Source organism: Photorhabdus noenieputensis (assembly GCF_018448935.1).
Classification (GTDB): domain Bacteria; phylum Pseudomonadota; class Gammaproteobacteria; order Enterobacterales; family Enterobacteriaceae; genus Photorhabdus; species Photorhabdus noenieputensis.
The window spans coordinates 17500-31128 of record NZ_RCWC01000033.1; the positions used below are offsets into that span (position 1 = coordinate 17500).

The following is a 13629-nucleotide window of genomic DNA, read 5'->3' on the forward strand; positions in this document are numbered from 1 at the left end:
TGTGAAGAACACCCATTATCACCAGTATTTAAGAAGATTATCCTTCCTTGGCACTCTCTTCGGTATCGTTATGCTCTGGTGGCAAACTGACACTCTCGATAGTAAGACGAATCTCAGGTGACATCAGCTCACCTAATACCTGATACAGATCGTGGGTATTTGCTGTAATCGCATTACCACTGTCACTGATATAACCTTCTTCACGTAGTGTATTTACCGAGGTAGTAAATACCGCCTTATCAAAGAATTCAGGTGCGTTGATGCCATGCAATACCGACAGACGTTGCGCTAACATCCTGCTCTCTTTTTCCAGCGCTCCCCGGCTGATTATTGGGTTGGCGTTCAGTAAAGAGAGTGTGATGGCATAACGTTGCAGTGTTTCACGGATACCGGCTGCCAGCAATTGCAGGGGGCGGATACGTGCTGGATTAAGCACCAGCATGCCATGCTCCTTGTTGCAGATAAGGCACTGGCGGGTCAGTTCGTTGATCAGCGTATTAACCACTTCTGGCAGCTCTGCTTTGCTATAACGCATAAACAACTCGGCTTTAAGGAGTGGATAAATGATTGCGATTTGGTTTAACAACGCTTCACGGCTGATACGGCGATGATGAATAACGATGCAGGCAATCAGTGATGGCAGTACTAAGAGATGTTGAATATTGTTGCGGTAGTAGGTCATCAAAACTGCACGCTCACGTGGCAGAATGATAATGTCACCCATACTGTCTTTGTCTACCTCGAACTTATCCATTTGCAGAGCGTGTTCTAACAACTCCTCCGCGGTTTTCTTGGGTACAGTGACATCGGTAGTGTAGGGCGCATTGTGCATGAGTTGTATATAACAATCCAGTTGCTCAAGCAGTTGCTCACGAGTGAGTGCTCGCTGACGTGACGAAAGCAGGGCAGTTGAACACAAGTTGATTGCGTTAGCTGCCGCAGTGTTGTTGATGTTTACCATGATCTTCTCAGACAGTTGATTGACTGTCGGGTTGAACCATTCGGGGCGATGGAATTCTATTGGATCAATAGAATCGCGCCAGCTAGGAACATGGTTGTTAAGGTATTGGATCAACGGGATGGGTTCGCCAAAGTTGACGTAGCCTTGCCCCAGATTACGAAGTTTGCGTAAACCGCGTATCATCTGGAAAAAGCTCTCTTTCTCTTTGGTTGCGCCACGCAGCTCTTTGGCATAGGTGGCAACTTCCATCACATGTTCGTAGCCGATATAAATCGGAATAATGGTAATTGGGCGTGATTCGCCTCTCAACAGCGCCTGTAACGTCATGGACAGCGTACCCGTTTTGGGATCGAGTAAACGACCTGTCCTGGAGCGACCGCCTTCCATAAAGTATTCAACAGAATAACCTCGGGCAAATAACTCACCTAGATATTCCCGGAATATCGTGGCGTAGAGTTTATTGCCCTTGAACGTGCGGCGGATGAAAAATGCACCAAGGCGGCGGAATATTGGTCCTGCCGGCCAAAAATTCAGGTTGATGCCCGAAGCGATATGGGGCGGTACCAAGCCTTGATGATAGAGCACATAAGAGAGCAGCAAATAATCCATATGGCTACGGTGGCAGGGAGCATAAACCAGTTCGTGGCCATCCTGTGCCAGACGGCGGATGCGTTCAGCATTGTGAACATTGATCCCTTGATACAGGCGGTTCCAGGTCCAACCCAGTACACGGCCTGACAGCCGTACCGTTTCATAAGAGAAATTCGCAGCAATCTCTTCCATTATGTTGATGGCATTCTGTCGGGCTTTCTCATGTGAGATTTTCTTGCTGCGGGCCTCATCAGAGACGACCTTTTCTATTGCTTTCGATGCCAGTAATTTGTTAAACAGCTCCTGACGAACCGGCAGGCGTGGTCCAACGGCTGCCAGGCGTTGACGTGAATAGTGCATTCGTGCCACGCGAGCCAGCTTATGGGCAATAGTCTTGTCAGTGCCATGCTCAGTTGCCATATAGCGTAGCGATACTGTGTTTGAAAAGCGCACAAAACTATCTCGGCCTAGCCAAAGAATGGCAAAGAATTTTTGGATACCATTGAGTAGCCGCAAATGTGGAGCGCTCTGTCCTTCGCGCCCGGGGGAACGGCCGAACATGACAGAAACTGGCAGCAGTTGGATATCCAGATTTGGATTATTGCGATGCAGATCCAGATAATCATGGAAAATTTTTACGGATTCTTGCTTTGGCGCACAATAGCGGAATACACGTGGGCCATTATCGATAAATACATAGCTAGGAAGTTCAGTGTCACCGATTTCCAGTGAATTTAATGGGTCCGGCAGATCCTGCTCAAGACATTGCTGACGTAATGCCAGTAAGTCTGCTTTGGAGTGATACGGCAGTACGTACAGAATCGGGCGTGTCGTATCGAGCCGCAATTCAGTAATCGGATCTGTGGGGATAAGTTTGCTCTTTACCAGTATTTTTAGTGGTAAATTCAATAATTTATAATATATTTTACGCCAACTTGACATAAATATCTTGAAACCTCTTGTTAGCAACACGTTGCCAGCATATCAGAAACGGGTGTTGAGATCTGTTGTGTTAAGACAATAATAAAAGGGGAAAGTGTCAAATAACCTCATATTTGGTGTGAATAATTTATGGCGAATCAATCTAAGGGCTTGACCCGTATCATTAAAGCAATCGTATATTCGGTGAAGGGCATTAGGGCAACATGGAAAAATGAAGCGGCTTTCCGTCAGGAAATAACTTTAGCGATATTGGCTATAATGGTTGCATTTTATCTGGACATCGGCGCAATTGAGCGCATTTTACTGATTGGTTCCGTGATGCTGGTGTTGATTATGGAAATCTTGAATAGTGCTATTGAAGCAGTGGTTGACCGTATTGGCAGTGAGTTCCATGAACTGTCCGGTCGCGCGAAAGATATGGGATCGGCGGCTGTCTTTCTAACGATGATTCTGTCATTAATTGTCTGGGGAACCATCCTTTGGCGCTATTTTATGGCCTGATTTAGTTTAATAGTTAGGTATTATATTATAATTGGCTAATTTTCTACCCTGGTAGGTTCCCAATCGTTATTTAGCTGTATATACTCACATATTGACTGTATAAACAAACAGGGGACGAAATGAAAGCACTTACCGCAAGGCAGCAGCAAGTTTATGACTTGGTGCGTGACCATATTTCGCAAACAGGTATGCCGCCGACGCGTGCTGAAATTGCAGCACGTCTTGGCTTTCGTTCACCTAACGCGGCTGAAGAGCATTTGAAAGCATTGGCTCGTAAAGGGGTGATAGAGATTGTCGCTGGGGCATCTAGGGGTATCCGTTTGCTGGTTGAAGAATCTGGTTTACCGTTAATTGGCCGTGTAGCCGCAGGTGAACCACTGTTGGCGCAGGAGCATATTGAAAGTCATTATCAGGTTGATCCGGCACTGTTTAAGCCAAGTGCGGATTTCCTGTTGCGAGTCAGCGGCATGTCTATGAAAGATGTTGGGATTATGGATGGTGATCTATTGGCCGTGCATAAAACACAAGATGTTCGTAATGGGCAGATTATTGTTGCTCGCATTGAAGATGAAGTGACGGTAAAACGTTTTAAGCAGACTGGAAATAGAGTTGAATTGCTGGCAGAAAACCCCGAATTTAAGCCAATTGTGGTGGATTTGCGTGAGCAGAGTCTGACAATTGAAGGATTGGCGGTTGGGGTAATTCGTAACGGCAACTGGTCTTGATAATAAAATATCAAATTGTTGTTTTTGAGATTATTAAAGAATTGCAATATTCCGGCAGAATCATGTTGTTGAATTTATCGTTGTGATTATCTTAAACGTGATTCTGCGGTTGTTTATTTCAGTCAGGCTTTGTACCAAAAGTAAGTATTTACTTACTATTTCTTTTTTACTTCAATGCTGTGGTCATGCTGGCATTCATCTCGCTTAGCACAGGATTCGATCTCTTCACAGGATGAGCATAATCCATGCGCTTCGATGATGGTATGGCGTAAACTGAACCCGGCTGTTTTTGCGAGTTGTTGGATGGCGGATTCGACGGTTCCACCATCTCGTTCCGTAACAGAACCACAACGGTCACAAATAAACATCGCTGAAGTGTGACTTGGTTGTTCAATATGGTGACATAGGACATAGCTGTTGGTGGATTCTATTTTATGAATAAACCCCTGTTCCAACAGAAATTCCAGTGCCCGATATACGGTGGGCGGTTTGGCCTGCGGTTCTGCTTTCCGTAGCAAATCCAGTAAATCATAAGCACTGATTGCCCCTGGCTGCTCTGAAATGAGACGCAAAACCTCAAGCCGCTGCGGAGTAAAGCGGACTCCACGAGCCTGGCAAATAACTTCGGCTTGTTCCAGTAACTTTTTTTGATTAATCAATTTCATTGCGCCCCTTACAACCAGTACGATAATAATATTGTGATGTTATCATGTTTCTTCAATAGAAAATATTATCCAGCGAAGTTCATTGTGATTGTCCCCTGATGGAGTTAATTTGACTAAATTGGTACTTAGTAGCAAAAATAATGTTTTCTTGAAGTTTATGATAATACAGACAAGAATTATCGTATATGACAGATAATTTTCGGAAAGGAAGCATTTGTGATGAAAGAGCTTTTACAAAATCAGCCTCATTATAGACAATTCCCAGTTAAAGGCTATCAGGTAATGAAACATATTATCTGTGAAAAAAGAAAGTTACCTTTTCTCAGAGCATTATATGCATTGATTAATATTTTATTTGTAATTGCAGTATGTATGGGTATTGTATTATCTGTAGCAATTGTTTTATTTATAATAGGTAATGTATCTGTCCCTGATGCTGATTATTTACTTCTTGCACAAGTAGGAAGTGTAGCATTATTAGGTGTAATGTTACTCTCTGTGATTATTTATCGCATTGTTAAGCGTCCTGAATGGGAACAACGGCGTTATTATCAACAAGCAGGTTTGTCTCTTTTACCAGAAGATAAGCGCCAGGCATTACGGTTAAATATTGTTAGTGACTATTGGCTAGGTTTTTGGAGTGAAACTCTAGAGCATTATCCTCTACAGTCACGGGTTGCTCATGATAACTATCGTTACTGCCTGCTTCCATTATCTTTGACCCAAGAACATCAATCCCAATTATATAGCGACTGGGGAATTATTGATGAAGAAGGGTATATGAAAATGCTAACGGGTTTGTGGGAAGGGATACATTCAAAACATTTTGCTATTGATGCTGCTCTTAGTGATGGGAAAATGTTTAAAGTGCTTGCCAAATTAGTTGAAGTAACACCCGACTATATTCATAAATGCGCCAAACCTATTAATAAACGCCCTCCTGCATTAGTGTGGGGATTTGATTTGTGGCTGGCAATCGTTTTAAGTCGCAACTGTTTTTGTGCCGGTTATATCAGTGAAGAAATGGCATGGAAAAATATGTTGAAAACCGCTGATTATGTTTATGAAATCTTCGGTAGTTTTGATGAGTTTTATACAAACTTTCGGCTAGGCAATGCTTACTGGAGTAATGATTTTGATCGGTCTAAAGAACGGCTGGAACAATTTAATTATTATAAGTCACATTGTGACTGGCCAATTGCTAGTTTGCCGTGGCCTGAACCAAAAGGCATTATTATGGAAAGGCAGATGATGACAGGTTTTTCTGCATTAGTAGAAGATGTTTTACGCAGTAACATGGAAGAACAACAAAGTTATGAATTTGATATTACTGAACTGTCAGCGTCTCGTGTACTCCATTAATATTTACATGAAAATGTTTCCCCTTGAAGAACATTTCGAGGGGAAATAAGTAATTAATATTGCATTCAGCATAATTAAAATATCAAAATGGTTTTAAGTGAGAGAACGAATTTTTTCATTATGGTACCTATTATTTCTAAAGGTAACATAATTTACCCCGTTTCCTGAAATCACTTGTTTCAAATGAAACGGGGCCAATATTTGCTTTATTAGTTGATGGGCTAAATCAAGCTAATAAATTTTCTCTCTATATCTTTAATGGCCGCACATCCTGCTAGCTTCATGCTAAGTTTCAACTCATCCTTTAGTAGGTTTAAAATGGAAGTTACGCCTGGTGCTCCACCTAATGCCAGCGCATATAAAATGGGCCTACCGATAGCGACAGCTTTGGCACCTAATGCGAGAGCCTTGAACACATGGGTACCGCGGCGGATGCCTCCATCTAAATAGACCGGAATTTTAGATCCAACAGCTTCAACAATGTGCGGTAATGAAGCGATTGCTGCCGGGACACTATCCAACTGCCGACCACCGTGGTTAGAAACTTGAATCGCTGTGGCACCATGTTCAACACATTCTTTAGCATTTTCGGCGGATTGAATACCTTTTACGATGATTGGCAGACCTGATTCTTTGGCGAGGAACTCCAGGTCATTAAAATCAAGATCCCGTTTAAATAGCGCTGTAATCTCTGATAAGCTTGCCCCTGCGGGAACGCCTGGAATATTAGGAAATGGTAATGAATGTGGGAAAACAAATTTATTACGTTTATCGGTTTCTCTGTTACCACTCCACTCTAAATCGACCGTAAAGACGATTGCAGTTGCCCCCATCGCTTTGGCTCGGCGTATCATTTCGCGGTTAATGCCCATATCTTTGGTAAAATAAATTTGGAACCATTTGGGGCCATTACTCACTTTTGCTATCTCTTCAAGAGATGAATTAGCCAGAGTTTGTGCGGTAAACAGTGTACCGGCATCGGCAGCGCCTCTTGCTGTTCCCAATTCAGCAGTAGTATGAGATAGCCCATGTGCGGCCATTGGGGGAATGAAAATAGGCATATCCACTTTACTGCCGAGTAATTCGGTTGTTGTGTCAGGCTCTTTTACTCCTGCGAGATAGCGGGGAATAATTTGAAAATCGTCAAAGGCTCTAGTGTTTTCACGTAGCGTCCATTCATCACCTGAACCGCCGCTGATATAGCCAAATTGGGGCGCAGGAATCAATTTACGCGCTTCATCTTCCAGGTCATAAAGATTAATAATATCAAGGGATTTTTCTGCACTATTTGTTTTGTATGCTCCTGTCAGTTTTATGTTAGCAGTTGCAGCGTTGGCTGAGGATACAGCGGATAGCGTACCGGCAGCAGCAAGACTTAATCCTCCAACTATGACGTCTCTTCTTGATGGCATATAATTTTCCCTTACTTAGTAGGTTTAATAAGTATTGACAATAGAATTTGTCCTCATATTAAGAATAGACCTATTCTGGATAATTCAAGCTAATAAATCCTTGAGAATGTTTTTATAAGCTGACAAAGCCTATTGGGACTGGCGATTCTTTGTTGTGAGAGGAACATCACAAAACTCAGAATAAGGTATGGTGGCTTATTTTATTTGCTTACCTGAATTTTTGGGGAACAGTTCAAAAAGATGGACTTTGGATGTTGAATGTAAATGAGAAACTTGGTGTAAATTTTATTTAAAACATTTAATTGTTATCTTGATTAATTATAATAAAATAGTTAATTTCACTAAGTTATAAAAATATTTCATCATTCATTATCAGAAAAAGGCTATTATTGAAAGGCGTTCTAAAATTATATGCGATGAACAGGTGGATATTTTAATTTTCATTATCTCAAAGTCTTATTTAATGAAAACATAAGTTTTTTCCTTAAGGAGAACTCATGAGTAATAAGAATGACTTTAAAGCCTTTTCTATTGGCCCGGATGCGAATATTGTTTCTCAGGAAGAATATGAAGAAAGTCAGGAATTGAATATGGGTATTTTACCCAATGTTATTTCCATTGATTTATTAAATAAGGTCTTGCGTCAATCGTCAACTATATCATCAGTAGTAGCTAATTTTATCTCTACACAATGTGGTGATGATGTTTTGGATGATGGTGATATAGACAAACTCACTAGCCAATTAAATACAGCTTTAGAGCAAAAAGCTTTAATAGAAATTCCAAGTGCTTCATTAACACAAAAAGGTGTTATTCAACTTACAGATGTACTTGGTGATAGTGACGTGTTAGCTGTTACGCAAAAGCTTGCTCAGGGAATAGTAAATTCGCTTAGTGAAAATATCAATAGCAGAGTGCCCAACATTCGGCAAGTGAATGGTAAGGAATTATCTGAGAATATTGATCTGGATGCTGTGGATATTGGGGTATACACAAAAGAAGAAGTAGATAACCAAGTTAATGCTAAAGGTAATAAGAATACTGCCAGTAAAGCGATTAATGGCTGGTGGAAATGTGGAGATACAGGCGTTATTTACCAATGGGGGCGTACTAAGGTCATTGACGCTGGCCATATAGAGCGTATTCAATTGCCAATTAGTTTTTCCAATACGCATTACGCCGTCAATATTAATTCTATTCAAAGTAAAATGGGTTTTATGGGGGCATCTGTTGGCTATGTAAATGTAATTGATCATTCATCTTTCGATTTATTAAATTCTTGGGTAAATGCCAAATGGGATAGCCCATTCTTTTGGATAGCGATAGGATATTAATTATGTATTATTACAGTGCAAAAACAAATGCTTTCTACCCGATAGAACTGAAACAAAATTATATTGCTTCTGGCTCACTGCCGGATGATATTATAGAAGTCAGTAATGATATTTATCAGGAATATGCTGCTAATCATGCGCCAGAAGGCAAACATCGTGTAGCAAATAAAAACGGTTTGCCGGAGTGGGCAGATATTCCCCCGCCAACGAAAGATGAATTACGGCAACATGCTGAATTCCAAAAGCAACAACTCATTGCTGAGGCAACCAATCAAATTGCACCACTGCAAGACGCTGTTGATTTAGGTATTGCGATTGAGGAAGAGAAAACAGCTTTATTGGCATGGAAAGAGTACAGAGTCATACTTAATCGGATAGATGTTTCACAGGCAATGGATATTGATTGGCCGGAAAAACCAAAGGGATAAATAGACGCAATTTTTAAATCCACCCCCAAAATTGACCTGTTTGATTTTTGGGGGATATCCGGTTTTAAACTTAAATCTTAATTGTTGATTATCTGCTGTAAGCTAGTTTTATTATTTGTTATTTTAGATGAAATTATACTCTATATAAACTAATGGAGAAAATAATGATAGGCTTTAAAGGATTAGGTCATATTAATATTGTTGTAGATGATATGATGGCAGCAATAGACTTTTATAAAAATCTATTTGGGGCAATACCAAGACAATTCTTTCCTCATTTTAAAAATAAGGGTTTTGCAAAATCAGCCGGTTTTATTAATAACCCTGAACAGGTTGATGTATCAATGGCATTTTTGGAAATTCCTAGAGCTAGGGTTTTTATTGAGTTAATGGAATATCACAGCCCAATTGGAATAAAAAGGATTGAAATAAAAGAAGTTAATGATATTGGTGGTATTGGGCATATTTGTCTTAGAGTAAAAAACATAGATAGTGTATTTGAGCATATAAAAAACTCGCCTGATGTCAGATTGATAAATTCATCACCATTATATAAGCCATACAAAATAGATGAAATCATCCGTGATGAATTTATGTTCTTTAAAGAGGAGGATGAAAAGAACTCTGTTTTAAAACAAGAAACTTGCGAGATTATGGGCAAGATAAGATATTTTTATTTTATCGACAAATATAATATTCAATGGGAATTCGAAGAAGGCCATGATGATATTGGCACGGATTAAGTAGTGCTTAATAATTATTTGCCGATCTGCTGGCCAGTGTAGAAGAAATGGTGAAAATTGAGAATGGTGAGCTGACACCGAAACCGGAACATGTTCATACTTTCATCGAAATTGATGTTAAAGCAATACGCGAAGCTACCGGCTTGAAGCAGCAAGATTTTGCTGTGGCGGTCGGGGTAAGTTATGACTTGGTGAAAAATTGGGAAAGCCAACGCCGTTATCCCACTGGCGCATCAAGAAAACTGTTGTTGTTGCTTCAGGCGAACCCTTTTATTATCAACCAGCTTAAAATGATTTAATTGAGCGGCGATGCGCCTGTATGCTGTATGGGCGTGTTTTCGTTATTGTGTCAGATATTTGATAATCAACTCTTCTGCCATCGGCAGTCCTTCCGCTGAAAATTTTAAAAGTTAGCGCTGAGTGTAATCCACTTATGGTCTAAGTTCATTCGGTCTTGTCGATCGAACTGGTGAACATGGGCAATATACTGAAACTTACCAACAAAATAGAGGTCAGAGCTCTGTTGGTGTTCATCTTGGTTTTTAGGTACGTGTGGTACGTAATTTGCGAGTTAAAGTGACGTAGCTGAGGCTTACGGGAAGCAAAACCTGATAGTTCCATCAGTACGAGGGCTTTTTACTATGTTATAGTAAGCCGTATTCCAGTTAGTTCCTGCATCCGAGTACACCATGTATATGATGTACTTAATGGGGTACTGAGAATGTCAAAATAATCTAAAAAGTATAGCAATGCATCAAAGTAAAGAAATTGAAAAAACGTTTAAATTCAGCGAGAAAGATAAAGAAACGGTTAAATATAGCCCTAACCGTTTCTCCGTCGCCCCGATGCTCGACTGGACAGATCGTCACTGCCGTTATTTCCATCGTTTATTAAGTCAGCAAACGCTGTTATATACCGAAATGGTGACAACCGGCGCGATTATTCATGGTAAAGGCGATTATCTGGCATATAGCGAAGAAGAACATCCGATAGCATTACAACTGGGTGGCAGTGATCCGCAGGCGTTGGCGCATTGTGCGAAGATTGCTCAGGAACGTGGCTATGATGAAATTAACCTAAACGTCGGTTGTCCTTCTGACCGGGTGCAAAATGGCCGTTTTGGTGCTTGCCTGATGGGGGAAGCTGAACTGGTCGCTGATTGCGTCAAAGCCATGCAGGATGTGGTTAATGTGCCGGTGACAGTTAAAACCCGTATTGGTATTGATGAACAGGACAGTTACCAATTCCTATGTGATTTTATTGATGTTGTTGTGCAACGCAGTGGTTGCAATATATTTACCATTCATGCTCGTAAAGCTTGGCTTTCTGGTTTAAGCCCAAAAGAAAATCGTGAGATTCCACCGCTGGATTACCCACGAGTTTATCAATTGAAAAAGGATTTCCCTCAATTAACGATTGCTATTAATGGCGGTATTAAATCGCTGGAAGAAGCGAAACAGCATTTACAATATGTGGATGGAATTATGGTCGGGCGTGAGGCTTATCAGAACCCGTCTATTCTGGCACAGGTTGATCATGAATTATTTGATACTTCAATGCCGGTGGTTGATACTGTTGCAGTGGTCAGAGCTCTTTATCCTTATATAGAGCAGGAACTATCAAAGGGAACATATCTGGGGCATATTACCCGCCATATTTTAGGTATTTTTCAAGGAATTCCGGGAGCACGCCAGTGGCGTCGTCATCTTAGTGAAAATGCCCACAAACCGGGTGCGGATATTTCTATTGTGGAACAGGCGTTAGCTATGGTGACTGAGCGGATGTAATACCCGCTCATTTTGCTGTTAAAGGCACAGTCATATATGAGACTTAAACATTAAAATATTTATGGATGTCGCGATTTTTTGCCGTGCTGTAATCTGTTTTTTCGGGTTATCTTTTCATTATCGGACAAAAACAGATATCCATATATCTTTGCGAAATCTTGTGATGCTGTTCGAATAAATTAATTTTGTCATATTGGAATCTGGACAACTGTTCCGGGCAATAATATCCCAGTTTACGTGATTCGTGCTGATAGTAAGTACATAGCAACCAGTTTGTTAGGTATTATCCAGAACGGAAGGTATGAGCATTAGGCATTTCTATTTTTTCGATAATGATATATTATGATTATTAACAGTAGACAAGGACTAAGGTATCCAGAAATTATTGATTTCTTAATGGATATTAAATAAATATCGAATAGTAAGGTAAGTAACTAATGATAGCTTGTAAAGAAGAGACGTTATTTAAGATGAAACTTTTATGTTTGGATAACATTAGAATACAAACATAAGAGCACTGGTGTTAGTAAAACCACTAGGCTATTACACCAAAACGAAAAATTACCCTTGTGGAGGCTAGATGTTTATGGATAGTTTAAGGTATGAAAAATTCAGCTATTTCAATCATAATGATGCCTTTTTCGATTCATTAAAAGAAAGTTATATTGAGTTTCCAGACTGGTTAAATAAGAAAGCTAGAAATAATGAATCAGCTTATGTATTGTATGATACTGCTGGGAAAATAGAAGGGTTTCTTTATTTAAAACTTGAGAATAATGTTTCAGATGTTGATCCTTCTTTACCTGGTAATACTCATCTTAAAATAGGTACATTTAAATTTGAATCAAAAGGGACATTGCGTGGACAGCGTTTTATAAAGAAGGTATTCGATACAGCAATAGTGATGGAAGTTGATAATATCTATGTGACTGTTTTTGAAAAACATGATTACCTTATTCGCTTATTTGAAAAATATGGTTTCTATAAGCATGGCGAAAAACATACAGACAATGGTATAGAGTTTGTATATGTTAGAGACTTAACATTGACAAATGGTGATATTTTTCTTGATTATCCGTTGATAGTTCATAAAACAAAAAATAAATACTTATTATCAATATATCCAGAATTTCATACACGCCTTTTTCCTGACTCTCGGCTTTTAACTGAGTCACCTGATATTGTTCAGGATGTTTCACACACTAATAGTATTCATAAAATATATATATGTGCAATGAAAGATGTTCTTCATATGAAGAGAGAGGATATTATTGTTATATATAGAACGGCTGATAAGCAAGGGCCAGCACGGTATAGATCTGTGATTAGTTCACTTTGCGTTGTTGAAGAAGTCAGGTGTATTAATGAGTTCTCAACGTTAGAAAGCTATATTGATTATTGTAGTAAATTTAGTGTCTTTAGTGAAAATGAATTAATTGAAAAATATAAAATAAGAAAGTACCCGTACATAATAAGATTTACTTATAATATGGCTTTACCCAAAAGAATTATTCGTGATAGACTCATTAATGAAGTCGGTTTAAACAGTAGTGATTATTGGGGTATGATGAAATTAACCGATGATCAATTTAATAAAATCATCAAACTGAGTGAAATTAATGAAAGTTTTATTATCAATTAAGCCTGAATATGTTGATAGAATACTTGATGGTTCAAAGAAATTTGAATTTAGGAAAGTTGCTTTTAAGAATAATCAAGTTCAATCTGTTGTTATATATGCAACTATGCCGATAGGAATGATTGTCGGTGAGTTTGAAATTAAAGAGATCATTTCTAACTCTCCTTCCGTTGTATGGGAAATGACTCATAAATTTGCAGGTACAACAAAGGATTTTTTTGATAGTTATTTTGAGGGAAGAGAAAAGGCTATCGCAATTAGTATTGGTAATGTTAAAAAATACGATAAGCCTTTGCCTTTAAATATGCTTGGCCAAGGGATAACAGCGCCTCAATCTTATCGTTACTTATCTGCATGAGGTATGATATCCCTACCAATAGGAGTATTGCTTTGTTTATCTCCTATACCCTATGGATTTCAAGATGGATCGCGGCGGCAAGGGAGCGAATCCCCGGGAACATAGATAATTATGTGACCGGGGTGAGTGCAGCCACAAAAGGCAACTTGAAAGATAACGGGTATATTAGACTTGCTGGCTT

13 protein-coding genes are annotated in these 13629 nt (G+C 39.5%); 10 read left to right on the forward strand and 3 right to left on the reverse strand.

The window, feature by feature from the left end:
- Positions 1 to 37: 37 nt before the first annotated feature.
- On the reverse strand, positions 38 to 2494 hold the full coding sequence (gene plsB, locus EAE91_RS18475) for a glycerol-3-phosphate 1-O-acyltransferase PlsB (RefSeq protein WP_214089768.1): 2457 nt from the start codon (positions 2492 to 2494) through the stop codon (positions 38 to 40).
- 129 nt (positions 2495 to 2623) lie between these two features.
- Here plsB and EAE91_RS18480 point away from each other — a divergent pair, with 129 nt between their 5' ends.
- The gene (locus EAE91_RS18480) at positions 2624 to 2995 is read left to right on the forward strand and encodes a diacylglycerol kinase (RefSeq protein WP_214089769.1); all 372 of its coding nucleotides are present in this window, start codon (positions 2624 to 2626) and stop codon (positions 2993 to 2995) included.
- Positions 2996 to 3114: 119 nt separating this feature from the next.
- Positions 3115 to 3720: a transcriptional repressor LexA gene (gene lexA / locus EAE91_RS18485; protein ID WP_214055115.1), complete on the forward strand. Its 606-nt coding sequence runs from the start codon at positions 3115 to 3117 to the stop codon at positions 3718 to 3720.
- Between the two features lie 155 nt (positions 3721 to 3875).
- Here lexA and zur read toward each other — a convergent pair whose 3' ends face one another.
- Entirely contained in the window at positions 3876 to 4385 is a 510-nt protein-coding gene (gene zur, locus EAE91_RS18490; protein ID WP_214089770.1) for a zinc uptake transcriptional repressor Zur, read from the reverse strand.
- Between the two features lie 219 nt (positions 4386 to 4604).
- Between zur and EAE91_RS18495 the strand changes: the two genes are divergently transcribed.
- Complete coding sequence (locus tag EAE91_RS18495) at positions 4605 to 5747, forward strand: DUF1266 domain-containing protein (protein ID WP_214089771.1); 1143 nt, start codon at positions 4605 to 4607, stop codon at positions 5745 to 5747.
- Positions 5748 to 5968: 221 nt separating this feature from the next.
- Here the strand turns inward: EAE91_RS18495 and EAE91_RS18500 are convergent, their stop codons facing one another.
- Positions 5969 to 7159 (reverse strand): lactate oxidase, encoded by a 1191-nt coding sequence (locus tag EAE91_RS18500; RefSeq protein WP_244868926.1) that lies wholly within the window; start codon positions 7157 to 7159, stop codon positions 5969 to 5971.
- Between the two features lie 497 nt (positions 7160 to 7656).
- Here EAE91_RS18500 and EAE91_RS18505 point away from each other — a divergent pair, with 497 nt between their 5' ends.
- The 7 genes from EAE91_RS18505 to EAE91_RS18535 all read left to right on the forward strand — a co-directional run bounded on the left by EAE91_RS18505 (position 7657) and on the right by EAE91_RS18535 (position 13448).
- The gene (locus EAE91_RS18505) at positions 7657 to 8493 is read left to right on the forward strand and encodes a gp53-like domain-containing protein (protein WP_214089772.1); all 837 of its coding nucleotides are present in this window, start codon (positions 7657 to 7659) and stop codon (positions 8491 to 8493) included.
- 2 nt (positions 8494 to 8495) lie between these two features.
- Positions 8496 to 8921 carry a tail fiber assembly protein gene (locus EAE91_RS18510; RefSeq protein ID WP_214089773.1) on the forward strand — a complete coding sequence of 142 codons (426 nt, stop codon included), beginning with the start codon at positions 8496 to 8498 and terminating at the stop codon, positions 8919 to 8921.
- A 164-nt stretch (positions 8922 to 9085) separates the two neighbouring features.
- Positions 9086 to 9664: a VOC family protein gene (locus EAE91_RS18515; RefSeq protein ID WP_244868927.1), complete on the forward strand. Its 579-nt coding sequence runs from the start codon at positions 9086 to 9088 to the stop codon at positions 9662 to 9664.
- 26 nt (positions 9665 to 9690) lie between these two features.
- Positions 9691 to 9963: a NadS family protein gene (nadS, locus tag EAE91_RS18520; protein ID WP_280520292.1), complete on the forward strand. Its 273-nt coding sequence runs from the start codon at positions 9691 to 9693 to the stop codon at positions 9961 to 9963.
- Positions 9964 to 10413: 450 nt separating this feature from the next.
- Entirely contained in the window at positions 10414 to 11451 is a 1038-nt protein-coding gene (dusA, locus tag EAE91_RS18525; RefSeq protein ID WP_214089776.1) for a tRNA dihydrouridine(20/20a) synthase DusA, read from the forward strand.
- Between the two features lie 586 nt (positions 11452 to 12037).
- Complete coding sequence (locus EAE91_RS18530) at positions 12038 to 13093, forward strand: N-acetyltransferase (RefSeq protein ID WP_214089801.1); 1056 nt, start codon at positions 12038 to 12040, stop codon at positions 13091 to 13093.
- The gene (locus EAE91_RS18535; RefSeq protein ID WP_214089777.1) at positions 13071 to 13448 is read left to right on the forward strand and encodes an ASCH domain-containing protein; all 378 of its coding nucleotides are present in this window, start codon (positions 13071 to 13073) and stop codon (positions 13446 to 13448) included. Before EAE91_RS18530 ends, EAE91_RS18535 begins: the two co-directional genes overlap by 23 nt.
- Positions 13449 to 13629 lie beyond the last annotated feature (181 nt).